This is a genomic window from [Actinomadura] parvosata subsp. kistnae (assembly GCF_900323885.1).
In the GTDB taxonomy this organism is placed as follows: Bacteria; Actinomycetota; Actinomycetes; order Streptosporangiales; family Streptosporangiaceae; genus Nonomuraea; species Nonomuraea composti.
Map to the genome: position 1 here is coordinate 3,582,218 of NZ_OOHJ01000018.1, position 21,255 is coordinate 3,603,472.

A 21,255-nucleotide genomic window follows, 5' to 3' on the forward strand; every position below is an offset into this window, starting at 1 on the left:
TCGGTGACCCGAGCTGGTGGTCGGTGGCCCAGGACCTTCTCAGGGGCAGCGATGGGTCGAGTGGTGATCCGGCGGCTTCCAAGACACCGTCGCCGCGTCAGTGCCCTGACGCGCTGCCGTGAGGCGCACCTTGCAGGTGCGGGGGCGGGCTTGCCGCCGGATCAGCATGGTGAGTATCCGTAACGGGTGCGGGCGCCGGCAAGCGGTTATGTGCCGTCAGGAGTCTCGCCAGTCGTTCGGGCCTGCCGTGTCCTCCGGGGAGGGGAGGGGGATGGTGGTCTTGGTGCCCCAGCCGATCAGGCGGGCGTCCACGGTGTGGGTGATCAGGCGTTCGCCGAGTTTTTCCGACCAGGAGGTCTTGAGTCTGCGGGGCAGTCGGTCCGCGCCCAGCCACAGCTGCCACGACAGCTTGGCCTTGGCGTACTTTCCGGTGGGCTTCGCGGTGTGGTGCTGGTCGCGGAAGGCGGGGGAGATGGCGTAGAGCCGGCCGAAGGTGAGGGTGCCCTGGTAGAGGGTGGTGCGGGTGTGGTCGTAGACGCCGCCGGGCTGTTTGGTGGTGGCGGTGGAGAGGATGGCCCTCAGGGTTTCGGGGGAGGCGAGGTCGATGCCGTCGGATTGGAGGAACGGGCGGGTTCGGGCGTTCTCCGAGATGAGGACCCAGGTCTTGCCCTCAGGGGCGGGGCAGATCCAGCCCTGGCAGTACAGGCGGCCCTTGAAGGTGAGGTAGCGGAGAGGGTCGGACGGGCCTCGTTCCCGGACGTCGGTGGCGAGTACCGTGCCCTTGCCGAACTCTGCGCGGGTCTTCTTGCGGTAGCTCGTCGTCTCGCCGGGCTCCCGTGAGGTGAACAGCTGTGACATGGTGACGCCCCGGTGCTCGACCAGTTGGTGTCTGAGGGCGTCGGGCGGGGTGGGTGCCAGGGTGGGTAAGGACGCTTCGGCGTGCGCGGTGCCGAGGGCTCCGGTGGTTGTCGCTGTGGAGAGGGTGATCATGGTGGCGATGGTCAAGGTGGTGGTCCAGCGGGTCATGTGAGCTCTCCTCAGTCAGGGACAGCTACGATCGTCGCGGGCCGATATTTCTTTTCGATCACTGGCCTCGAGAGGCGGTCAGAATGGAGGTGTGGCGGACACCTCCAGGGCGCAGGCCATGCCCCGCACCCTCAAAGTGGCTCAGTTCATCATCACGCTCCAAGTCGCCTTCGGACTGGTGGGCTTGGCGCTCGTGCTGGTCGGCTTCTTCTCCACCTTTGACTGGCGGCTGCTGCCCGTCCTGGTTTACGCCGCGCTGGTGCCCGCCCTGCTCGGGTGGCTGCTGAGCAGGTGGTCGAGCAGGCGGGCATTCCTACGGTGGGCGATCATCGCTGTGCAGGTGCTGGTCATCGGCGTGACCATGCTGGACCTGGTCCTGCACTCCACGGTGACGTGGGGGGCGGTGTTCGGGAGTCGTATGCTCGGCTGGGCCGTCATCGTCCTGTTGCTTCTGCCGCAGGCGGGGCGCTGGTTCAACGCGTCCCGCGCCTGAGGGGTCAGCCGCCTCGGGTGACGGTGGCGCCGGGTAGCGACTCGGACTGGGCCTCCGCGGTGCCGACGACGGCGTTGAGGCCGCCGTTGACGGGCTTCGCGACCGCGTCGCCGGAGACGAACGGGTTCTGCGTCTCGCCCTCGACTCTGATCAGCATGCGGGTCGGGGTGCAGGTCAGGGTGACCTTGCTCTCGTGGGTGGTGCTCGTTGCCGGCTCCATCGGGCCGGAGAAGCCGTCCTCGCGCTGCGGCTGCCCCTCCGACCTGGTCAGGTCGACGTACATGCTCCAGCCGGAGCCGGCCAGCCCGCACAGGCCGGAGGAGTGGATCCACGCGAGCAGGTCGTACGGGCCCACCCTGATCTGGGCCAGCGCCCGCTCCGCCTCCTCGGGCACCGGCGGGCGGTCGATCAGGCCGTTCAGCTTGGCCAGCGGCCACTGGGCGGGGTCCTTCAGCAGGGGGTCGGTGGGTGGCGCTGAGCAGGCGGTGGCCGAGAGCAGGAGGAACGCCGTCACGGCGAGTGCGGTGCGAAAGACCATTGCTGCCCCCCGGCGAATCGTGATGGCTCTTTCGAGCTTGGCTGATCGGCGCGCTGGAGCGGGCGGTCGTGATCGAGGTGTGATCAGGCCGGAGCGTTGGGCGGTCGGCGGGCGGCCGCCCAACGGCGAAGCCTCAGCGGTAGCCGGTCGCGTCGGCGGGCTTGCCCGGGTCCTGGACCTCCACCAGGTAGCGCCAGCAGTCCGGTTGGGAGCCGTCCACGTCCGTGAAGCCGTACTCGCGGGCCAGCTGGCCGCTGGACAATGACTGGCCGGTCCAGCGCAGGACGTTCGGGTCGGTGGCGAGGGCGGTGACGGCGCGGCCGACGTAGCGGGGGGTTTCGGAGATGACGAAGTGGGGCTCGCGGGCGGTGGCGTCCCGCCAGGTCGCCTCCGTCACGCCGTAGTGCTCCAGCATCATCTCCGATCTCAGCCAGCCGGGCGTGAGCGTGACCGCCGCGCATCCGTACGGGCGCAGCTCGTGCGCCTGGGCGAAGCCGAGGCGGATGACGGCGCTCTTGGCGTGGTCGTAGAAGAACGAGACGCGGTAGTTGGCGTCGTTGTAGTCCTTGGTGCCGTCGGTCATCTCCACGACGAGGCCGCCGGGGCGTTCGAACAGGAGTGGCAGCGCGTAGTGACTGGTGATGATGTGGGTGTCGATGGCGAGGCGGAGCAGGCGCAGGCCGGCGTCGAGGTCGTGGCGCCACAATGGTGTCTCCCACTGGGCCAGCAGCTCGCCGCCCCAGATGTCGTTGACCAGGACGTCGAGGCGGCCGTGGTCGCGGGAGACGCGATCCACGAGGGCCTTGACCTGCTCGCGTTCGAGGTGGTCGACCTGGACGGCGATGCCGTGGCCGCCCGCCGCCGTCACCAGCTCCGCCGTCTCCTCGATGGTCTCGGGGCGGTCGTACTCGGAACGGGTCTCGCGGGTGGTGCGGCCGGTCACGTAGACGGTCGCGCCGGCCGCGCCCAGCTCGACGGCGATGCCGCGGCCGGCGCCGCGCGTTCCGCCGGCCACCAGGGCGACCTTGCCCTTCAGGTTGCTGCTCATGAGGAAGGACGGTAGGAGGAAAAGCCGACAACGGGTGTCATGTTTCCGGCCGGAGCCGAGGGGTTGACCGGGCGCGGGCGCTCTCGTACGGTCCGTGCGAGGAGGCGGCCATGACCGAGCAGCCCAGCAGCGGTAAGGGAGCCTGGCCCGATCTTCCCCCAGGGCCGTACGGCACCCCCTCACCCGACCTGATCCGCCGGCACGCCGAGGCCCCCATGGAGGCGGCCACGATGCCGAGCGGTGACCGGATCCCGATGATCGTCCGGTACGCCGACGTCCGGAACCTGCTGACCTCGCCCGCCAGCAGCCGCAACCTGCGCGAGCCCGGCCTGCCCAGGATGGTCAGCGGCACGTTCCTCGACGACGACCCGGCGGCGCTGAACAACCAGGACCCGCCGGAGCACACCCGCTACCGCCGCATCCTGCACGGCACGTTCACCCCCAGGCAGATCGAACGCTGGCGGCCCCGCGTCGCGGCCATCGCCGGGGAGCTGCTCGACGCGGCCGGTGAGGAGTTCGACCTGGCCGCGGCGTTCGCGCTGCCGCTGCCCGCGCGGGTGATCTGCGAGCTGCTCGGCGTGCCGATGGACCGGTTCGAGCAGTTCCGCGGGTGGACGGACCTGTTCCTGTCCACCTCGACGGCGGGCGCCGAGGCGCGCGGGGAGGCGTTCGGCGCGTTCATGGCGTACGCGGCCGAGCTGATCGCCCGGCATCGCGCCGAGCCCGGCGACGACCTCATCGACCTGCTCATCGAGGCCCGGGACGAGGACGACCGGCTCACCGAGGACGAGCTGACCAACATGGTCTTCACGCTGATCCTCGCCGGGCATGAGACCACCGCCTCGATGGTGATCAGGGGCACGTTCCGGCTGCTCTGCCATCCCGATCAGTACGCCGAGCTCGCTGCGCGCCCGGAGCTGGTGGCGGCGGCGGTGGAGGAGATCCTGCGGCACGAGGGGCCGGGCGGCACCGGCATGCTGCGGCGGGTCACCGAGGACGTCGAGGTGTCCGGCGGCACCATCCCGGCCGGCACGGTCGTGCTGCCGAACCTGGCCGCCGCCAACCACGATCCCGTGGTGTACGAGGAGCCGATGCGGTTCGACATCCACCGGTTCGCCGACGCTGCGCCGAGCCCGCACCTGACCTTCGGGCAAGGCCCGCACTACTGCCTCGGCGCGAACCTGGCCAGGATGGAGCTCCAGGAGGCGTTCCGCGCGCTGGTGACCCGGCTGCCGGGGCTGCGGGCTCAGGAGGATCTGGCGGCGGTGCGGTGGAGCGACGACGGCTTCGTCTTCCGCCCCCGGAGGTTGCTGGTCAAGGCAGGCTGAGCGGTCTCGGAGGTGCTGGTCAAGGCCGGGTGAGCGATCTCCTGCTGGTCAAAGCAGCCTGAGCAGGCTCGCGCAGCCGTCACATGCCGCCGTCCCGAATCAGCCGAAAGTACTGCCGTAAACCCTGCTGACGGCTCATCCCCGGCGCGCGCCGGATCCCGAGGATGGGCGGTATGTCCCAGCAACAACCCCCTATGTCCCAGCAACCCCGCATGTCCCCGCAACCCCGCATCACCGCCCTGGACGTCCTGCGTGGTTTCGCGCTCTGCGGCATCCTCGTGGTCAACGTCAGGCCGATCGCCAACGTGGACGCCGACGTGCTGAGCCACGCCGTAGGGGCCGACTGGCCCGGCTATCTCGCGGACCAGCGCTTCTTCCCGATCTTCTCGCTGCTCTTCGGCGTCGGTTTCTCGCTGATGCTGAAGACCGCCGCGAACCGTACCGACCGGCCCCGCCTGGTGCTGCTGCGCCGCCTGCTGGCGCTGCTCGCCATCGGTCTGCTGCACATGTTCGTGCTGTGGCGCGGCGACATCCTGACGATCTACGCCGTCGTCGGGCTGGTGGTGCTGCTGCCGTCCACGTGGCTGCCCCGCTGGGCGGTGGCGGTGCTGGCGGGCGTCCTGCTGGTGGTGCCGCTGGCGCTGGGCACGAACGGGGTGGTGCTGGTGCCGGGCCTGTTCCTGCTGGGCTCGCTGCTGACCAGGTACGGGGTGACGCAGCGGCTGGAGCGGATGACGTGGTGGCCGGCGACGCTGGTCTTCGCGGTGCTGGCGGTGCCGGCGGCGTGGGCGCAGAGCAACCAGGTCTACAGCGCGTTCGCGGTCGCGGGGCTGCTCACCGCGGGGGTGTACGTGTGCGGGATGCTGGCGCTGTTCAGGACGCCGCTCCGCCCCGCGCTGCAGGCGATCTTCGCGCCGCTGGGCAGGATGGCCCTGACCAATTACCTGAGCGCCACCGTGCTGGTCCTGCTGATCTCCGCGGTGCTCGGCGGGAGGCCGGACACGTGGTCCGAGGGGACGGTGCTGCTGATCGCCGCGGGCATTCTCGCCGCGCAGCGCGTGCTGTCCGGCCTGTGGTTGCGGCACTTCCGGTACGGGCCGGTCGAGTGGTTGTGGCGTTACGCCACCTGGCTGCGCCGCCCGTCCGGTGAACGGCGGGAAGCACCTGCCTACAACTCGCCCAGCTCCCCGAGCGGCTTCGTCCAGTAGTCGCGGTCGAAGGGCCGCCCCTCGGCGATGGCATCGGTGTCGTGGATGGCGCGGTGGGGGTTCGCGGCGATGTGCACGATGTCGTTGAAGGTGCGGAACGCCTTGTCGTCGCCGGGCCGCATCGAGCACATATGGATGCGGTCGTACCAGTATTTCTGCTCCTCCTCGATGCGGGGCAGGAGCTCGGCGCGGGTCAGGGTTCTGGCCTCCGCTATCGTCAGCCGCTTGAAGCTCGGCATGACGTCATTGTGGCTCCCCGCCGCGGGTGGCGGGAAGAGCGGGGCCAGAACCCGCGCCGGGGCTCAGCCGCGTACGGCGCAGAGCAGGCGGTTGTTGCCGCGCTGCCACAGCGTGCCGATCTCCGTGAAGCCGGCCTCGCGCAGCGCCTCGACGTGGTGCGACAGCAGGTGCGACTCGGAGCCGTGGTGGGAGGCGCCGGCCGTGGTCCTTTCGGCGTTGAGGGCGGCGAGGTCGGGGTCGGCCTCGACGGCGTCCCACCAGGACCGCCAGTCCTCCGGCCGGTTCGCGCCGAACACCCGCTCGGTCTCCAGGCGGTGCACCTCCTGCTCCAGGCGGGACAGGGCGGGCGTGGTGTCCTCGGTGTCCATGTGGTCGCCGTTGAGCAGCACGCCGCCGGGGCGCAGCACGGTGGCCAGCTCGGCGTAGACACCCTTCAGCTCGGGGCCGGAGATCCAGTGCAGGGCCGTGGTGCTGACGGCCGCGTCGACGGGCCGGCCGTCGAGGCCGAGCAGGCCGGTCCATCCGCTCGTACGCAGATCGGCCGAGATGAATGTGAGCTGCGGATAGGCCGCGCGCCCCAGCCCGAGCAGGAGCGGGTCGGCGTCCACCGACACGACCGTGGCCTCCGGCAGCCGCTCCAGCAGCCGCGCGGACAACGATCCGGGGCCGCAGCCGAGGTCCACCACCACGGGGTCGGGCCGGCCGAGGGCCTGCACGGCGTCGATCAGGGCCGTGAAGCGCTCCTCACGGTCGGGCAGGTAGCCCTCCTGCTGGCGGTCCCAGCGCTCGATCCACTTCGTCGCGGCTTCGTGAGTAAGCATGTAACGCCCCCTGTAACCGTCATCTAAGATTTGGACAGTCACAACGTAGAGCATGAGGGTGTAACCGGTCAATTGGACTACAACAGTCACACAGATGCCGTGATCAGAGTGGCGGTGTCGCTCGTCAACGAGCTGACGCCGGGGGAGCGGCGCGGGCGGCCCTTCCCTGTCCCGGCGGACGCGGGCGCCGCCGCCACGGCCGGCCTGCGCGCCGTCTACTCCTCCCAGCGCGAGGTCACCGAGGCGGAGGGGGCCGAGCTGGCGCAGGTCGCCGCCCGCCTGCGCACGGTCTTCGAGGCGGTCGCGGACGGCGACATCGACAGCGCGGCCACGCAGGTGAACGCGTTGCTGGAGGAGACGCACGCCCGGCCGATGCTCGAACGGCACGACGGCGAGCCCTGGCATCTGCACTTCCACGGGCGCGGCGGCACCATGGCGGGCGACTGGGCGGCCAGTTGCGCGACGGGGCTGGCGATCGTGCTGGGCAGCGAGTTCAGCGACCGCCTCGGGGTGTGCACGGCGCCGCACTGCGACCGCGTCTACGTGGACGTCTCACGCAACGGCACCCGCCGGTTCTGCTCCACGGCCTGCCAGGGACGGGTGAAGACGGCCGCGTTCAGAGCCAGGAGTAAGTCATGACAGGACGCGGATCGGCGTGCCGTCGATGAAGGCGTCGATGTCCTCGACGGCCTCGCGGAAGTACGTGCGGTAGTTCAGCTCCGTCACGTAGCCGAGGTGCGGCGTGGCCAGCACGTTCGGCAGCGTACGGAACTCGTGCCCCTCAGGCAGCGGCTCGAGGTCGAACACGTCGAGCCCGGCCCCCGCGATCCGCCGCGCGCGCAGCGCCGAGGCCAGCGCGTCCTGGTCGACGATGGCCGCGCGGGCCGTGTTGATGAGGTGGGCGGTCGGTTTCATCAGCGCCAGTTCCCGCGCGCCGATGAGCCCCCGCGTCCGCTCGCTGAGCACGAGGTGGACGGAGACGACGTCGGAGCCGGTCAGCAGCGCGTCGAGGTCGGGGGCGAGGCGCGCGCCGCAGGCGGCGGCCCGCTCCTCGGTGAGGTTGGCGCTCCAGGCGACGACGTCCATGCCGAACGCCCGCCCGACCTCCGCGACCCGCGAGCCGATCTTGCCCAGGCCGACCAGGCCGAGCGTGCGGCCGTGCAGGTCGGTGCCGATCGTGTGCTGCCAGGGGCCGCCGGCGCGCATGGCGGCCGATTCGGGCACCAGGTGGCGGGCCAGGCCGAGGATGAGCGCCCAGGTCAGCTCGACCGGCGGGGTGGAGACGCTGCCGGTACCGCAGACGGTGACGCCGTGCTCGCGCGCCGCCGCGAGGTCGATGGAGGCGTTGCGCATGCCGGTGGTGACGAGCAGCCGCAGGTGGGGGAGCCGGTCGAACAGCTCGGCGGGGAACGGCGTGCGCTCCCGCATGGCGACGACGATCTCGCAGTCGTGGATGGCGGCGACGAGGTCGTCCTGGCGGCTGAAGTGCTCGCGGAAGCTCTCGGCCCGCACCCGGGACCAGTCGGCCAGGCCGAGTGCCACGTCCTGATAGTCGTCGAGCACGGCGCATCGCAGCATGGTTCCGGATCTTATGCGGGCGGCCCCCTGCTCCAGCTCCCCGGGGTGGCCCGGGGAGCTGGAGCCCGTTCGGCCGGAGGCCAGCCGCTCCGCCTCTTCGTGCAGCACCCTGATCAGGAGCAGCTCCAGCCGGAGCCGGTCGAGATCGAGGGCGGCATCGTCCAGGACGTGCATGATCGGGCCTCCTCGAAAGATTGGACGCCCCATCTGCCACAGAGGTTCACGCGATCTGAGGGGTTGCTTCTGAGCGCGATCTCAAATCTCGCTTCTGAACGCGATCTCAGGACCTGCAGATTATTAACACGCGGGTTTGATCTTGTTGGCGGCCTTGGTGTCTTCGGCGAGGACGCGTGCGTGCAGGACGCGCAGCAGCCCAGGCGGGGTGGGTGCGGGTGGGATGTGGGTGCCGTGCTGATCGAGGAGTAGGCCGATGCTTCGGGTGGTGCGGTAGGCGGTGGTCCGGCTGGTGCCGAACAGAACCGCCAGGGGTTCGATGGCAAGGCCCAGCCGCTGGTGCAGCACCGTGAGCAGGACCTGGTCGGTGAACGCCACAGTGGGCGGCCGGCCCGCTTTGATTCGCGGGCGTTGCTGATCGCGGGCTTGCAGGTTGATGGTCAGGCGGTCCAGTTCCGGGCGGGGCATGCCGGTCAGGGTGGGATCGGACAGGACCTGCGGGTCCCACCGTTCGGCCGGTTGGTCGTGACCGGTGGCGTCGGGGTCGGTGTCCAGGGTGGGGTGCAGGGTGTAGTTCCAGTCGCCGTGGAAGAGGTGCCGGGTCAGGGGCAGGGCGGCCAGCTCGGCGTCGCTGACGCGGGCGCCGAGCGGGTAGACGCCGGTGTCAAGTGCGGCCTGCACTTGCAATCCGGTGCTCGTGGTGGTGGCGGCGATGCTGTTGACCACCACTTCGTGGCTGGTCAGCGGTCTGCCGCGCCAGTTCATCGTGATGTGGGCGAACAGCCGGTGCTCCACCTTGTTCCATTTCGAGGTTCCGGGCGGCAGGTGGCAGACGGTGATGGTCAGGCCGGTCTCGGCGGCCAGAGCGGCCAGTTCGCTCTTCCAAGCGCGGGTGCGGTAGCCGTTCGCGCCGCCGGCATCGGCGGTGATCAGCAGCCGGGTGGCCTGCGGGTAAGCGGCGCTGCCCTGGGCATGCCACCAGCGGCGGATGGAGGCGACCGCGAACGCGGCGGTGTCGTGGTCGGTGCCGACGTTCACCCAGCCGGTGTTGGCCGCGATGTCGTAGATGCCGTACGGGATCGCCTTCCCGGATGCGGACTCGGCGAAGTCGTGGACGTTGACCAGCACCGGCTCACCGGCCGGCCGCCACTCCCGTCCGGCGTTCTTGAACGGCCCGAGCAGTTCCTTCTTCTTGGTGTCCACGCTGATCACCGGCTGTCCGGCATCGCGATACGCGCGGACCTGCTCATTGAGGTGGCGGAACTGCGCATCGCGATCCGGGTGCCGGCCGCCCTCCAGCGTCTTGGCGTTGCCCTGCAGGCTGAACCCCTCAGTGCGCAGGATGTCGGCGACGGTGTCGGCCGACACCCGGTGCCCCTGGCCGGTGAGCTCACCGGCCAGCTTGCGGGTGGACTTGGTGGTCCAGCGCAGCGGCGAGGTCGGATCCCCACGCTCATCCGGCTCCACCAGCGCCAGCAGCATGGCCCGTAACTGGGGGTCGATGTCGACCAGTCGCTTCCGTCCTCCGCCTGGCCGACGGACCCGTCCCAACGGCTCGGCGCCCGCCTCCAGCTCATCCACGCCCCGTGACACCGTGGCCTCGCGGACACTCGCCGCCTGGGCCACCGCCCGGATCCCGCCGTGCCCCAGTGCGCGCGCCTCGGCACCGAGCAGCAGCCGGCGTTGCCGCTCGTCCAGATGCGGCAAGATCACCTCAAGTTTCGCAGCCAGCATCTCTACGGTCTCCGCCGACACGCTCATACCAGACCATCGACCGCGAACCCGGAATGCTACGAGTTATTTCTCTGCAGGCCCTCAGGGTCCCGGCTTCTGAACGCGTTGTCAGGTCTCGCTTCTGAACCGTTCCCAGGCGGACTGCCGAGTCATGCCGAGGGCGGCGCCGATCCGCTCCCAGCTCGTGTCGCGGGTGCGCAGGTGTGCCACCCAGTCGCGCAGGTTGTCGTCCACTTGTGCTTGTACGGCGGCGATTTTCGGGAGGTGTTCGAGTATTTGCTCGACGGTCATGGATTCCCAGGCGGGAAGTCGCGGTTCGGTGGAGGAGGCCAGCCGTTCTTGTTCGAGGATTTCGACGCACAACCCGACGCATTCGTCACAAATGTGTACGCCGGGCCCGGCAATGAGCTTGCTCACGTCCCCGCTCTTCTTGTGACAGAAGGAGCATCGGAGGTTCTCTTTCCAGTCAGGCATGGCCTGACACTAGCCCGTCAGGCGACTCCTGACAAGCCCAGGTTTCGATCCCGGAGCATCTGGGCCCGCAGGATCTCCTGCCGCTCTTCGTTGATCTTGCGGCTCAGCGACAGGTAGGCGGTCAGCACGTGCCCGTACCTGTCGCGGGCCTGTTCGAGCTGGTCGCGCAGGAGGTAGGCACGCTCCAGGTCGCCGTGTCGCTCCGCCTCGGCCAGCAGCGTGCGAGCCTCGTCCACGATCTCTTCGGCCCGCTTCCTCGTGCGGCGCAGCACCGCGGAGCACTCGTGCAGCTCCGTCAGGCGCGCCGAGGAGACGATGAACTCAGCAGTGTGCACGGCCAAGCCGCCGGCTATGCCGCTGCGGAGATCCGATCCCATTTCCCGCCACCTCCTGGTCAAGGTTGCCTAACTGTAGACGCGCGGCTCTCGCGCCGGGATCACCGGAGGCGGGCGGTGGTGGCGGAATGAACCCGGCGGGGATAATTCTTCTCCCGCGGCGGAAATACGCCTCCCTGAAACCCGTTCGGTGCCGGTCGAATGCGGTATTCGGCGGAGATCTCGCAGCTTATCCAGGGGATTGCCCGTGAATCTCCGAAGTTCCCAAATGAGTAAGAGGAAGACCGCGGATCCACCCCCGCGACCCCCTGTGCTCGTCACATACTGAGACCGGACGACGTCGTAACGTGACTGTGGAGTGGTGGCGATGCAGGGGGCAGCGGAGCATGACGACGCGGTCGACGTCAGCGTCGTCATCCCCGTACACAACTGCCGGGCCTTCCTCGACCGGTGCCTGACCTCGGCACTCGTCCAGCGGGTCAAGAAGGAGATCGTCGTCGTGGACGACGGCTCCACCGACGGCAGCGGCGAGCTCCTCGACCTCTACGCCGCCTATCACCCCGGCAGCGTCAAGGTCGTGCACATCGAGGCCAGCGGCGGCGCCGGCCGGCCGCGCAACGTCGGCATCGAGCACGCCACCGGCCGCTACGTCTTCTTCTGCGACGCCGACGACCACCTCGGCCCCGAGGCGCTCGAACGCATGGTGGCCGTTGCCGACCGCAACGACACCGACATCGTCCTCGGCAAGGTCGTGGGCCACGGCAGGCGGGCGGCCGTGTCGATGTTCGCGCACGGCGCCGACCGGGTCACCCTCGCCGACAGCACCGTCTACAACAGCCTGAGCTGCTACAAGCTGTTCAGGCGCGAGCTGCTCGTGCGCCACGGCATCAGGTTCGGCGAGGGCGTGCTGGTCGGCGAGGACATCCTGTTCACCGTGCACGCCTACTGCCACGCCCGGGCGGTCTCCGTGGTGGCCGACTACGACTGCTACCACCTCGTCTCCAGGCCCGACGGCACCAGCATCATGCAGCAGCCCGGCAGCAGGGACCCGCTGGCCTGGCTGGCCATGATCCGCGAGCCCATCCGGCTCATGGCCCGGCACGTCGAGCCGGGGCCGCTGCGTGACCACCTGCTGCGCCGGCACTTCAGGCTCGACATCTTCACGCAGCTCGGAGTGCCGTTCCTGGACAGCGACGACGTGCGGCGCAAGGACATCGCGCGCGAGGTCGCCGCTTTGTGCGAGGAGTGGTACACGCCGGGCGTCCACGAGCGGCTCAACACCATCGACCGGCAGCGGGCCGGCGCCCTCGACGACATCGAGCGCCTGGTGCGCCTGGCCCGCATCGAGAGCGCCACCGTCCGGCGCCGGCTGACCGGGCTGCGCTGGGAGGGCGAGCGCCTGGTGGTGACGGGCGCCGCCCGGCTCGACGGCATTACCAGGGACGACGGCCTGGCCGTGGTGCTGCGCGCCCGGCACGACCCGGCCAAGGAGGTGATCGTGCCGGCCGAGCGCAAGGGCGGCGAGTTCACCGCGCGGATCGACGTGGGCGCGCTGGAGTCCGGCGTCTGGGACCTGCGAGTGGCGGTCGAGGTCGAGGGCGTGATCCGGCTCGGCCGGCTGGGCGCCGAACGCGACGGCGACATCGGCCGGCCGCGGCCCCGCATCGTCGGCGGCGTCGTCGCCCTGCCCTACTTCACCAGGGACAACGGGAACCTGAGCATTGACATGGGCGGCCACGTGGTCGCGGTGCCCGGCACGGTGCGGCTGATCAGGATGCGCTGGGCGCTCGGCCACCGGCTGGTGATGGACGGCGAGGTCACCGTCGCCGGCACCACCCCCGCCGCCACGGCGGTCAAGCAGATCGTGTGGCGGGAGCGGCGCAGCGGGCGCGAGCGCGCCGACCGCGTGATGGCGCTGCCCGGCGGCGGCTTCGCGGCCAGGCCCGCCGTGGGAAGGCTGACGGTCGGCACCTGGGACGCCTATCTGGAGCTCGACCTGGGCGGGCCGCCCGCGCGGTTCAGGATCGAGACCGAGACGGTGGCCGGGGCGCGCCGCTGGTGGGGGTCGGCCCTGCTGCGCAGCGTGCGGCCGTACACGACCTCGGGGAAGGGACGGCTGAGCGCGGTGGTGCGGCGGCTGACGGCGGAGAGCCTGGTCAAAAGAATCTTGCGGTAATTGCCATCTATGTGCAGGTGCAAGACGATGTCCTAAAGTAGGACCGTTTGTCCTTCCTCCTACTCGGAGCACCTCTTCCTGGAGGCAGCCGTGCACGTACCCGATGGCTTCTTCAACGCAGCGACATCCATCTCGGCCGGCGTCGTCGCGGCCGCCGGCGTCGCCGTCTGTCTGCGGGGGCGCGGCGCGAGCTCGACGACCGCACCGCACCCATGGCGGGGCTGGTCGCCGCGTTCATCTTCGCCGTGCAGATGCTCAACTTCCCCGTCGCCGCCGGCACCAGCGGCCACCTGCTGGGCGGCGCGCTGGCCGCGATACTCGCCGGGCCGTACACAGGAGTGTTGTGCATGGCCGTGGTCCTGCTGGTGCAGGGCGTGTTCTTCGCCGACGGCGGGCTGACGGCGCTCGGCGTCAACGTCACGATCATGGGCATCGTCACCGTGCTCGTCGGCTGGGGCGTCTTCCGGCTGGTCACCACGATGACCAGGGGGAAGGTCGTGATCGCGGCGTTCCTGGCCGCGCTGATCTCGGTGCCGGCCGCCGCGCTCGTCTTCACGCTGCTGTTCTGGATCGGCGGCACCGCGCCGATCGAGGTCGGCACCGTGGCCGCCGCCATGGGCGGCGTGCACCTGCTGATCGGCATCGGCGAGGGCCTGATCACGGCCGTGACCGTCGGCGCCGTGCTGGCCGTGCGGCCCGACCTCGTGTACGGCGCCCGCGGCCTGACCAAGCCGCTGGAGCTGCGCGGCGCCGGCGGCACCACCACGACCGTGGGCACGCAGGAGCGGCCGGCGACCGCCCGCGGGACGCTCAAGCCGTTCCTGCTCGGCGGCGTCGGCGTGACGCTGCTGCTGGCCGGGATCGTCTCCTTCTTCGCCTCCTCCTCGCCCGACGGGCTGGAGGCCGTGGCCGAGAACAAGGGCTTCATCGACCAGGCGGCCGACCACCTGTTCGGCGGATGGGCGCTGGCCGACTACGGTGAGGTGGGCGGGATTCCCGTCGGCGTGGCCGGGATCATCGGCGTCGGTCTGGTGTTGCTCATCGCCGGAGTCGTGGCCTGGCTCGCGCGCAGCCGTGACAAGATCAAGGTGTGATTCGTGGGCGCTGGGCACCACCACCGGCTCTACCTGCCGGTCGACTCGGTCGTGCACCGGCTGCCGCCGCAGTGCAAGCTGCTGGCGGTCTTCGCGTTCGCGCTCGTGGTGGTGGCCACGCCGCGCGAGCACTTCTGGGCGTTCGCCGCCTACGCCGTCCTGCTGGCCGGCGTCGCGGTGTCGGCCCGGGTGCCGGTCACGTACGTTCTGCGGCGCATGGTGATCGAGGTGCCGTTCGTGCTGTTCGCCTTCCTCATCCCCGTCGTGGGGCTGGGGGAGCGCACCGAGGTGCTGGGGCTCTCGCTGAGCGTGCCCGGCCTGTGGGCGGCCTGGAACATCCTGGCCAAGGCCACGCTGGGGGTGGTCGCCTCCGTCCTGCTGGCCGCCACCACGGAGCCGCGGGCCGTCCTGCTGGGGGCGCAGCGGCTGCGGGTGCCGAGCCTGCTGGTGCAGATCGCCATGTTCATGCTCAGGTACATGGACGTGATCGTGGCGGAGATGCGGCGGATGCGGGTGGCCAGGGAGTCGCGCGGGTTCGAGGCGCGTAACCTTCGGCACGTGCCGGTGATCGCGCGGTCGGCGGGGGCGCTGTTCATCCGCTCGTACGAACGGGGCGAACGCGTGCACCTCGCCATGCTCAGCCGGGGCTACACGGGCCAGCTCCCCGTCATCCAGGAGCTGCCCGCGACCGTGGCCCACTGGGGCACCGCCCTCGCCCTGCCCGCCGTCGCCCTCGCCATCTGGGGACTAACGTGGTGAACTCTCTCGAAGTCCGTCAGCTCGCCTACGCCTATCCCGACGGCACCCAGGCGCTGTTCGGGGTGGACCTGACGATCGCGCGCGGCGAGCGCGTGGCCCTGCTCGGCCCCAACGGCGCCGGCAAGACCACGCTCGTGATGCATCTCAACGGCATCCTGACCGCCGGGCACGGGAGTGTCACCGTGGCCGGCACGCCCGTGCGCAAGGACACGCTCAAGGAGGTCAGGCAGCGCGTCGGCCTGGTCTTCCAGGACCCCGACGACCAGCTGTTCATGCCCACCGTCCGCGACGACGTGGCCTTCGGCCCGGCCAACGCGGGCCTGCGCGGCGCGGAGCTCGACCGGGTGGTCACCGAGGCGCTGGAGCGGGTCGGCATGCTGGAGGCCGCCGACCGGCCGCCGCACCACCTGTCGTTCGGGCAGCGGCGCCGGGTGGCGGTGGCGACGGTGCTGGCCATGGCGCCCGAGATCCTGGTGCTGGACGAGCCCTCCTCCAACCTCGACCCGGCCGCGCGCAGGGAGCTGGCGGAGATCCTGCGCTCCCTCGACGTGACGGTGCTCATGGTGACGCACGATCTGCCGTACGCGCTGGAGCTGTGTGAGCGCTCGCTCATCCTGTCCGGCGGCGTGATCGCCGCCGACGGCCCCACGCGCGAGCTGCTGGCCGACTCCGAGCTGCTGGCCCGGCACCGCCTGGAGCTGCCGTACGGCTTCGCGATCCCCGCCGTGTGAACAACCCGAGCAACCTGGCCTCCCAGGCAGGGCATTGACGGCGAGATGGGTAGAAACCCGGAGCATGGTTCTTGACGGGGCGTTTGGTACGCGTTTAGGCCCGCCTTGTCCTCCTGCATCCGACTTTTCGTAGTTTGTGCATGCCCGGTATCCGGGGATGTCGAAGTACAGTGGCTCATCGAGGAGGGGCCCATGAAGCTGCGGCTTGCGCGACACGCCCTGGGCGACGCCGTGGTGGTGGCCGTCGAGGGAGAGCTTGACCTGTTCACCGCGCCGTTCCTGCGTGACGAGGTGCGTGACGCCATCAAGCAGGACAGCGCGCGGCTCGTGCTCGACCTGCAGCAGCTCTCGTTCATGGACTCCAGCGGCCTGTCGGTGCTGATCGAGGCGTGGCGGCTGGCGACGGGGGAGGGCGGCGGCGTGTCCCTCGCGGCGCCGCAGGCGCCGGTGGCCCGCATCCTGCGCACCACCGGGCTCGACCGCCGGATCAAGGTGTACTCCGACGTCGACACCGCCGTAGGCGAGTTTTAACCGCCCCCGAGTAGAACTTCATTCGGTCTGCGGGTTAGGGTCCGGCTATGGACGTGAACGGATCTGCAGCAATCATCTCCGGCGGTGCCAGCGGCCTCGGCGAGGCCACCGCCCGCCTGCTGGCCCAGGCAGGCGCCACCGTGGTCGTGGCCGACCTCAACGAGGAGCGCGGCAAGGCCGTCGCCGACGAGATCGGCGGCGTCTTCGCCAAGACGGACGTCTCCGACGACGAGCAGGTGCAGGCCGCCGTCGACGCCGCCGTGGCCACCGGCAAGCCGCTGCGCGTGGTGGTCAACAGCGCCGGCATCGGCTGGGCCGAGCGCACGGTCAACCGCGAGGGCAACCCGCACAACCCGGCGACCTACCGCAAGGTCATCGAGGTCAACCTGATCGGCACGTTCAACCTCATGCGCATCGCCGCGGCCGCCATCGCCAAGACCGAGCCGGCCGACGCCGACGGGCAGCGCGGCGTGGTGATCAACACCGCGTCCGTGGCCGCGCTGGAGGGGCAGACGGGCCAGCTCGCCTACTCGGCCTCCAAGGGCGGCATCGTGGGCATGACCGTGCCCGCCGCCCGCGACCTGTCCGCCATCGGCGTACGGGTGAACACGATCTGCCCCGGCATCATCGACACCCCCATCTACGGCTTCTCCCCGAACTCCGAGGAGTTCAAGGCCAAGCTGGTGGCGCCGGTGGTCTTCCCCAAGCGCATGGGCCGCGCCGACGAGTTCGCCCACCTGGTGAAGTCGCTCATCGAGAACGACTACATGAACGCCGAGGTCATCCGCTTCGACGGCGGCATCCGTTTCCAGCCCAAGTAAGTGAGGTCCCGTGTCTGACGAAGTGCTCGTCGAGGAGTCCGGCAACGTGGCGATCCTCACCATCAACCGCCCCAAGGCGCGCAACGCCATCAACGGGGCGGTGGCGCGGGGCGTCGCCGAGGCGCTGGACACGCTCGACGCCCGTCCCGACATCTCCGCTTACGTCCTGACCGGCGCGGGCGGCACGTTCTCCGCGGGCATGGACCTGAAGGGGTTCCTGTCGGGGGACTTCCCCGTGGTCAAGGGCCGCGGGTTCGGCGGGCTGACCGAGGCGCCGCCGAAGAAGCCGCTGGTGGCCGCCGTCGAGGGCTACGCGCTGGCGGGCGGGTTCGAACTGGCGCTGGCCTGCGACGTCATCGTGGCCTCGTCCGAGTCGAAGTTCGGCCTGCCGGAGCCCAAGCGCGGCCTCGTGGCGGGCGCGGGCGGGATCATGCGGCTGCCGCGGCGGATCCCGTACCACGTGGCCATGGAGATGGCGCTGACCGGCGACCACTACGACGCCGCCCGCCTGTACGAGCTGGGCCTGGTCAACCGGATCACCGAGCCCGGCGCGGCCCTGGAGGGCGCGCTGGAGCTGGCCAAGAAGATCGCCGCCAACGCGCCGCTGGCGCTCGCCGCCACCAAGAAGGTGGTCATCGAGTCGCAGGACTGGTCGCTGGAGGAGATGTTCGAGAAGCAGGCCGCGATCATCAACCCGGTCTTCGGCTCCAAGGACGCCATGGAGGGCGCCGCCGCTTTCGCCGAGAAGCGCGCGCCCCAGTGGAAGGGCGAATGACCGTCCCCCTCCTGTTCCCCCCAAGGAACGGGAGGGGCTCGCCTTAGCGCGCGCATAGCTCTGCCTGGATACGGTAAAGAGGGAGTAGACCGAGTTGCCGGGAGAGCGCATGAGCGACTATTCGGGTTCCAGGTTCGAGTCGGCCAGGCGTGGCGCTGGCGCGCTCCTGTCCGGCGCGCTCAGTGCGCTGATCATCGTGGTCGGCATGGTCACCGTCATGTGGGTGGTCGAGGGCGTCGACTACTTCCTCGGCGGCGCGCTCGACTACCAGTTCGGCATCGTCGGCTGGGACGGCGAGGGGCTGGTCGGCATCCTGTTCGCGCCGTTCCTGCACGGCGGGTTCGGCCACCTGATGGCCAACTCCGTGCCGCTGCTGGTGCTGGGCTTCCTGGCCGGGCTGCGTGACGTGCGCAAGTTCCTGTGGGCGACCGTACTGATCATTCTCATCGGCGGATTGGGCACCTGGGCGACCAGCCCCAACGTCCTGACGATCGGGGCCAGCGGGCTGGTGTTCGGCTACTTCGGCTACATCCTGGCCCGTGGCCTGTTCGACCGGCGGCTGCTCGACATCGTGATCGGCATCGGCGTGGGCGTCGCGTACTGGGGGATCCTCGCGGGGCTGCTGCCGAACCAGCAGGGCATCTCCTGGCAGGGGCACCTGTTCGGGCTCATCGGCGGTGTGGTGGCCGCCTGGGTGCTGCGGCGCAGGAAGCGCGAGGTGGCGCCGGCGAACCCGTACTCGTTCTAAAGGTATGTCCATAAATGTGAGCACATCGGATCCTTAGTCTGATCTCGGGCATGCGTCAGGTCAGAGCTGCTGAAGGACGGGAGCGCTGACCATGTCGAACAAGTTGCGCATTGCCTTTGCCCTGCTCGCCGGGTACTTCCTCGGGCGGCGCCGCAAGCTGCGCATGGCCGCGGCGCTGGCGGCGGCGGGGCTGGCCGGCCGGGCCCGGGCCGGCGGGGGCGGCGGCGGCCTGCTGTCGCAGGGGATCAAGGCACTGACCTCCTCGGCCGAGGTCGGCCAGGTGGCCGACCGGCTGCGCGGGGATCTGCTCCAGGTCGGCAAGGCGGCGGCGGTGGCCGCGGCCGGCAGGCAGATCGACTCCTTGAGCGACAAGCTGCACGAGCGGGCCGAGGCGCTGCGCTCGCCGGGCGAGCGGGACGCCACCGAGGACCAGGCCGAGGACCAGGCCGAGGACGAGGCTCAGGGCGATGCTCAGGACGGGCCCGAGGAAGAGCCTGAGGAAGAGCCTGAGGACGAGGAAAAGGGGGCGGAAGCGTCCGAGGGCGTGCAGCGGCGGCCCCGCATCCTGCGGCGGACGCGCCGCACCCGGAGGGGGAGCACCGATGACTGAGGCAGAAGCGGGCCGGGCCAGGAGAGTGGCCCGTGCGGCCGGTCGCGCGGGAGCGGGAACGGCGGGCAAGGCGGCGGGCGCCGGGCGGCGCCTCGCGGCGGCGGCCAAGGGCACCGGCGAGGAAACGACTTCTGAGCCCCGCGAACACTCCGGGGCGTCAGGTGCGGTGAAGGGGGTCGCCGGAGGGCTGGCCGGCGCCGCGAAGGGCACCACGAAGGCGGTGGCCGGAGCGGCGAAGGAGGCAGGCCAGGAGATCGTCAGGAACCTGCCCACGGACCGGCTCAAGCAGGAGGCACAGAACCTGCTGCACGCCGCCGCCCTGCGGGCGCTGTCCAGCGCCGAGCACAAGCTCGAAGGGCTGACCGGCCGCCTGTCCGACTACGCCGAGGGCAAGGGGTCCAGCCTCCTCGGCGCGGTCACCGGCTCCGGCGGGGACAACCCGGGCGGAGGCGGCGGTGTGGTGGGCGGAGCCATCAAGGGCGGCCTCACCGGGGGCCTCGCCGGCGGGCTGAAGGGCGGTCTCAAAGGCGGCCTCAAGAGCATCATGCAGAAGCTCACCGGCGGCAAGGGCGACAAGGGCAACCGGAAGATCACCAACATCATCGAGTCGATCGACGTCGGGGCCCCGCGCCGCCTGGTCTACAACCAGTGGACCCAGTTCGGGGACTTCCCGACGTTCATGAAGAAGGTGGAGAACGTCCAGCGGGAGTCGGACGCGGACTCCACGTGGAAGGCCCAGGTCTTCTGGTCCCACAGGAACTGGAAGGCGCACATCGTCGAGCAGATCCCCGACCAGCGCATCATCTGGCGGTCGGAGGGCCCGAAGGGGTTCGTCGACGGGGCGGTGACCTTCCACGAGATCACCGATGACCTCACCCGGATCCTGGTCGTGCTGGAGTACCACCCGCAAGGGCTGTTCGAGCGTACCGGCAACCTGTGGCGGGCTCAGGGGCGGCGCGCCCGGCTGGAGCTCAAGCACTTCAGGCGGCACGTGATGGCGCACCTGCTCCTGCATCCCGACGACGTGGGCGACGGCTGGCGCGGTGAGATCCGCGACGGCAAGGTCGTCAAGGACCACGACACGGCGATGGAGGAGGAGCGCGCCCGGCAGGACGAGGACGAGCAGGAGCCCGAGGAGGAGCAGGAGGGCTACGAGGACCTCGAAGACCTCGAAGAAGAAGAGGGCGAGGAGCCCGAGTCCGAGGAGCCTGAGTCCGAGGAGCCCGAGGACGAGTACGAGGAGGAAGAGGAGCCGGAGGAAGGGGAGGAGGACGAGTACGAGGAGGAGGAAGAGCCCGAGGAAGAGGAGGAAGAGCCCGAGGAGCCCGCGCCCGCGCGGGGCGGTGCCCGGCCCCGGGCCCGTTAGAGGTGGGAGCGCGTGTGCTCGGCCGGTGAGGTGGACAGCAGCCGGTCGATGTAGGCCAGCCCGATGGCCGACACCACGAAGGCCAGGTGCATCACGGTCTGCCACATGATCTTGTCGTTGGGCGTGGACTGCGCCCGGATGAATGTCTGTAGCAGGTGCACCGACGAGATCCCGATGATGGCCGTGGCCAGCTTGACCTTGAGCACGTTCGCGTTGACGTGGGAGAGCCATTCCGGCTCGTCGGGGTGGTCGTTGAGGTCGATGCGCGAGACGAACGTCTCGTAGCCCCCGATGATCACCATGATGAGCAGGTTGGAGATCATCACCACGTCGATGAGCGCCAGCACCGTGAGCATGACCACGACCTCGGGCGAGGGGGCGCTCTCGCCGGCCGGTGGCCCGCCGTGCAGGAACACGGTCTCGATGAGGTGCCACAGCTCCAGCGCGAACTGGTACACGTACACGGCCTGGGCCACGATGAGGCCCAGGTAGAGCGGGACCTGGAGCCATCGGCTGGCGAACATCAGGTAGCCGAGGCTCTTCGACCGGGCGGTCCCCTGGCCGAATGGGGGCGTAGCGGGCAAGAAAGACTTCCTACTCAAGGAGGGGGAGCACGGCGAAGGAGGAGGGCGCCGCTCGCCCTCCTC

The 21,255-nt window shown here is 70.1% G+C and carries 24 protein-coding genes; 14 read left to right on the forward strand and 10 right to left on the reverse strand.

Annotated features, from left to right (window positions below; translation table 11 throughout):
* Positions 1–216: 216 nt before the first annotated feature.
* The gene (locus KIS93_RS37045; protein WP_080043309.1) at positions 217–1,026 is read right to left on the reverse strand and encodes a hypothetical protein; all 810 of its coding nucleotides are present in this window, start codon (positions 1,024–1,026) and stop codon (positions 217–219) included.
* Positions 1,027–1,117: 91 nt separating this feature from the next.
* Between KIS93_RS37045 and KIS93_RS37050 the strand changes: the two genes are divergently transcribed.
* On the forward strand, positions 1,118–1,519 hold the full coding sequence (locus KIS93_RS37050) for a hypothetical protein (protein WP_080043308.1): 402 nt from the start codon (positions 1,118–1,120) through the stop codon (positions 1,517–1,519).
* A gap of 4 nt (positions 1,520–1,523) precedes the next feature.
* Here KIS93_RS37050 and KIS93_RS37055 read toward each other — a convergent pair whose 3' ends face one another.
* Together KIS93_RS37055 and KIS93_RS37060 are read right to left on the reverse strand one after the other, a co-directional pair.
* Positions 1,524–2,057 carry a hypothetical protein gene (locus KIS93_RS37055; RefSeq protein ID WP_080043307.1) on the reverse strand — a complete coding sequence of 178 codons (534 nt, stop codon included), beginning with the start codon at positions 2,055–2,057 and terminating at the stop codon, positions 1,524–1,526.
* A gap of 133 nt (positions 2,058–2,190) precedes the next feature.
* Positions 2,191–3,105: an SDR family oxidoreductase gene (locus tag KIS93_RS37060; RefSeq protein ID WP_080043306.1), complete on the reverse strand. Its 915-nt coding sequence runs from the start codon at positions 3,103–3,105 to the stop codon at positions 2,191–2,193.
* Between the two features lie 110 nt (positions 3,106–3,215).
* On the opposite strand from KIS93_RS37060, the gene KIS93_RS37065 reads away from it, so the two are divergent.
* Complete coding sequence (locus KIS93_RS37065; protein WP_080043305.1) at positions 3,216–4,433, forward strand: cytochrome P450; 1,218 nt, start codon at positions 3,216–3,218, stop codon at positions 4,431–4,433.
* Between the two features lie 212 nt (positions 4,434–4,645).
* On the forward strand, positions 4,646–5,641 hold the full coding sequence (locus KIS93_RS37070; protein WP_230465623.1) for a DUF418 domain-containing protein: 996 nt from the start codon (positions 4,646–4,648) through the stop codon (positions 5,639–5,641).
* Here KIS93_RS37070 and KIS93_RS37075 read toward each other — a convergent pair.
* Positions 5,602–5,880, reverse strand: a complete 279-nt coding sequence (locus tag KIS93_RS37075; RefSeq protein ID WP_080043303.1) for a hypothetical protein — start codon at positions 5,878–5,880, stop codon at positions 5,602–5,604. The genes KIS93_RS37070 and KIS93_RS37075 overlap by 40 nt on opposite strands.
* Before the next feature lie 63 nt (positions 5,881–5,943).
* Positions 5,944–6,702 carry a class I SAM-dependent methyltransferase gene (locus KIS93_RS37080; RefSeq protein WP_080043302.1) on the reverse strand — a complete coding sequence of 253 codons (759 nt, stop codon included), beginning with the start codon at positions 6,700–6,702 and terminating at the stop codon, positions 5,944–5,946.
* 99 nt (positions 6,703–6,801) lie between these two features.
* Between KIS93_RS37080 and KIS93_RS37085 the strand changes: the two genes are divergently transcribed.
* Positions 6,802–7,341, forward strand: a complete 540-nt coding sequence (locus tag KIS93_RS37085) for a CGNR zinc finger domain-containing protein (RefSeq protein ID WP_230465622.1) — start codon at positions 6,802–6,804, stop codon at positions 7,339–7,341.
* On the opposite strand, the gene KIS93_RS37090 is transcribed toward KIS93_RS37085, so the two are convergent.
* The 4 genes from KIS93_RS37090 to KIS93_RS37105 all read right to left on the reverse strand — a co-directional run bounded on the left by KIS93_RS37090 (position 7,336) and on the right by KIS93_RS37105 (position 11,039).
* Positions 7,336–8,454, reverse strand: a complete 1,119-nt coding sequence (locus KIS93_RS37090) for a D-2-hydroxyacid dehydrogenase family protein (RefSeq protein WP_246005400.1) — start codon at positions 8,452–8,454, stop codon at positions 7,336–7,338. The genes KIS93_RS37085 and KIS93_RS37090 overlap by 6 nt on opposite strands.
* 123 nt (positions 8,455–8,577) lie before the next feature.
* The gene (locus KIS93_RS37095) at positions 8,578–10,215 is read right to left on the reverse strand and encodes an ISAzo13 family transposase (protein ID WP_080038912.1); all 1,638 of its coding nucleotides are present in this window, start codon (positions 10,213–10,215) and stop codon (positions 8,578–8,580) included.
* Positions 10,216–10,296: 81 nt separating this feature from the next.
* Positions 10,297–10,662 carry a ClpX C4-type zinc finger protein gene (locus KIS93_RS69205; RefSeq protein WP_080043300.1) on the reverse strand — a complete coding sequence of 122 codons (366 nt, stop codon included), beginning with the start codon at positions 10,660–10,662 and terminating at the stop codon, positions 10,297–10,299.
* A 17-nt stretch (positions 10,663–10,679) separates the two neighbouring features.
* Entirely contained in the window at positions 10,680–11,039 is a 360-nt protein-coding gene (locus KIS93_RS37105; RefSeq protein ID WP_080043299.1) for a hypothetical protein, read from the reverse strand.
* A 325-nt stretch (positions 11,040–11,364) separates the two neighbouring features.
* Here KIS93_RS37105 and KIS93_RS37110 point away from each other — a divergent pair, with 325 nt between their 5' ends.
* The 10 genes from KIS93_RS37110 (at position 11,365) to KIS93_RS37155 (ending at position 20,608) form a co-directional block, all read left to right on the forward strand.
* Positions 11,365–13,173: a glycosyltransferase family 2 protein gene (locus KIS93_RS37110; protein ID WP_155128628.1), complete on the forward strand. Its 1,809-nt coding sequence runs from the start codon at positions 11,365–11,367 to the stop codon at positions 13,171–13,173.
* A gap of 212 nt (positions 13,174–13,385) precedes the next feature.
* Positions 13,386–14,267, forward strand: coding sequence for an energy-coupling factor ABC transporter permease (locus KIS93_RS37115; protein WP_246005401.1), 882 nt, complete (start codon positions 13,386–13,388; stop codon positions 14,265–14,267).
* Positions 14,268–14,270: 3 nt separating this feature from the next.
* Positions 14,271–15,026, forward strand: coding sequence for a cobalt ECF transporter T component CbiQ (gene cbiQ, locus KIS93_RS37120; protein ID WP_080043296.1), 756 nt, complete (start codon positions 14,271–14,273; stop codon positions 15,024–15,026).
* Positions 15,020–15,757, forward strand: a complete 738-nt coding sequence (locus tag KIS93_RS37125; protein ID WP_418113134.1) for an energy-coupling factor ABC transporter ATP-binding protein — start codon at positions 15,020–15,022, stop codon at positions 15,755–15,757. The genes cbiQ and KIS93_RS37125 overlap by 7 nt, the downstream gene beginning before the upstream one ends.
* Positions 15,758–15,949: 192 nt before the next feature.
* Entirely contained in the window at positions 15,950–16,288 is a 339-nt protein-coding gene (locus tag KIS93_RS37130; protein WP_080043295.1) for an STAS domain-containing protein, read from the forward strand.
* Between the two features lie 47 nt (positions 16,289–16,335).
* Positions 16,336–17,109: an SDR family NAD(P)-dependent oxidoreductase gene (locus KIS93_RS37135; protein ID WP_080043294.1), complete on the forward strand. Its 774-nt coding sequence runs from the start codon at positions 16,336–16,338 to the stop codon at positions 17,107–17,109.
* A 10-nt stretch (positions 17,110–17,119) separates the two neighbouring features.
* The gene (locus KIS93_RS37140) at positions 17,120–17,884 is read left to right on the forward strand and encodes a crotonase/enoyl-CoA hydratase family protein (RefSeq protein WP_080043293.1); all 765 of its coding nucleotides are present in this window, start codon (positions 17,120–17,122) and stop codon (positions 17,882–17,884) included.
* 109 nt (positions 17,885–17,993) lie between these two features.
* The gene (locus KIS93_RS37145; RefSeq protein WP_080043292.1) at positions 17,994–18,632 is read left to right on the forward strand and encodes a rhomboid family intramembrane serine protease; all 639 of its coding nucleotides are present in this window, start codon (positions 17,994–17,996) and stop codon (positions 18,630–18,632) included.
* 91 nt (positions 18,633–18,723) lie between these two features.
* Positions 18,724–19,242 carry a hypothetical protein gene (locus KIS93_RS37150; protein WP_080043291.1) on the forward strand — a complete coding sequence of 173 codons (519 nt, stop codon included), beginning with the start codon at positions 18,724–18,726 and terminating at the stop codon, positions 19,240–19,242.
* Complete coding sequence (locus KIS93_RS37155; protein WP_080043290.1) at positions 19,235–20,608, forward strand: SRPBCC family protein; 1,374 nt, start codon at positions 19,235–19,237, stop codon at positions 20,606–20,608. The genes KIS93_RS37150 and KIS93_RS37155 overlap by 8 nt, the downstream gene beginning before the upstream one ends.
* Here the strand turns inward: KIS93_RS37155 and KIS93_RS37160 are convergent.
* Entirely contained in the window at positions 20,605–21,132 is a 528-nt protein-coding gene (locus tag KIS93_RS37160; protein WP_080043289.1) for a TIGR00645 family protein, read from the reverse strand. The two genes, KIS93_RS37155 and KIS93_RS37160, sit on opposite strands and share 4 nt — an antisense overlap.
* Positions 21,133–21,255: the final 123 nt, after the last annotated feature.

Bases quoted from the DNA above. Each gene is read 5' to 3' on its own strand.
- KIS93_RS37045 (WP_080043309.1), bottom strand. From the start codon at position 1,026: ATGACCCGCTGGACCACCACCTTGACCATCGCCACCATGATCACCCTC.
- KIS93_RS37055 (WP_080043307.1), bottom strand. From the start codon at position 2,057: ATGGTCTTTCGCACCGCACTCGCCGTGACGGCGTTCCTCCTGCTCTCG.
- KIS93_RS37060 (WP_080043306.1), bottom strand. From the start codon at position 3,105: ATGAGCAGCAACCTGAAGGGCAAGGTCGCCCTGGTGGCCGGCGGAACG.
- KIS93_RS37065 (WP_080043305.1), top strand. From the start codon at position 3,216: ATGACCGAGCAGCCCAGCAGCGGTAAGGGAGCCTGGCCCGATCTTCCC.
- KIS93_RS37070 (WP_230465623.1), top strand. From the start codon at position 4,646: ATGTCCCCGCAACCCCGCATCACCGCCCTGGACGTCCTGCGTGGTTTC.
- KIS93_RS37075 (WP_080043303.1), bottom strand. From the start codon at position 5,880: ATGCCGAGCTTCAAGCGGCTGACGATAGCGGAGGCCAGAACCCTGACC.
- KIS93_RS37080 (WP_080043302.1), bottom strand. From the start codon at position 6,702: ATGCTTACTCACGAAGCCGCGACGAAGTGGATCGAGCGCTGGGACCGC.
- KIS93_RS37090 (WP_246005400.1), bottom strand. From the start codon at position 8,454: ATGCACGTCCTGGACGATGCCGCCCTCGATCTCGACCGGCTCCGGCTG.
- KIS93_RS37095 (WP_080038912.1), bottom strand. From the start codon at position 10,215: ATGAGCGTGTCGGCGGAGACCGTAGAGATGCTGGCTGCGAAACTTGAG.
- KIS93_RS69205 (WP_080043300.1), bottom strand. From the start codon at position 10,662: ATGCCTGACTGGAAAGAGAACCTCCGATGCTCCTTCTGTCACAAGAAG.
- KIS93_RS37105 (WP_080043299.1), bottom strand. From the start codon at position 11,039: ATGGGATCGGATCTCCGCAGCGGCATAGCCGGCGGCTTGGCCGTGCAC.
- KIS93_RS37110 (WP_155128628.1), top strand. From the start codon at position 11,365: ATGCAGGGGGCAGCGGAGCATGACGACGCGGTCGACGTCAGCGTCGTC.
- KIS93_RS37115 (WP_246005401.1), top strand. From the start codon at position 13,386: ATGGCGGGGCTGGTCGCCGCGTTCATCTTCGCCGTGCAGATGCTCAAC.
- KIS93_RS37130 (WP_080043295.1), top strand. From the start codon at position 15,950: ATGAAGCTGCGGCTTGCGCGACACGCCCTGGGCGACGCCGTGGTGGTG.
- KIS93_RS37135 (WP_080043294.1), top strand. From the start codon at position 16,336: ATGGACGTGAACGGATCTGCAGCAATCATCTCCGGCGGTGCCAGCGGC.
- KIS93_RS37145 (WP_080043292.1), top strand. From the start codon at position 17,994: ATGAGCGACTATTCGGGTTCCAGGTTCGAGTCGGCCAGGCGTGGCGCT.
- KIS93_RS37150 (WP_080043291.1), top strand. From the start codon at position 18,724: ATGTCGAACAAGTTGCGCATTGCCTTTGCCCTGCTCGCCGGGTACTTC.
- KIS93_RS37155 (WP_080043290.1), top strand. From the start codon at position 19,235: ATGACTGAGGCAGAAGCGGGCCGGGCCAGGAGAGTGGCCCGTGCGGCC.
- KIS93_RS37160 (WP_080043289.1), bottom strand. From the start codon at position 21,132: ATGTTCGCCAGCCGATGGCTCCAGGTCCCGCTCTACCTGGGCCTCATC.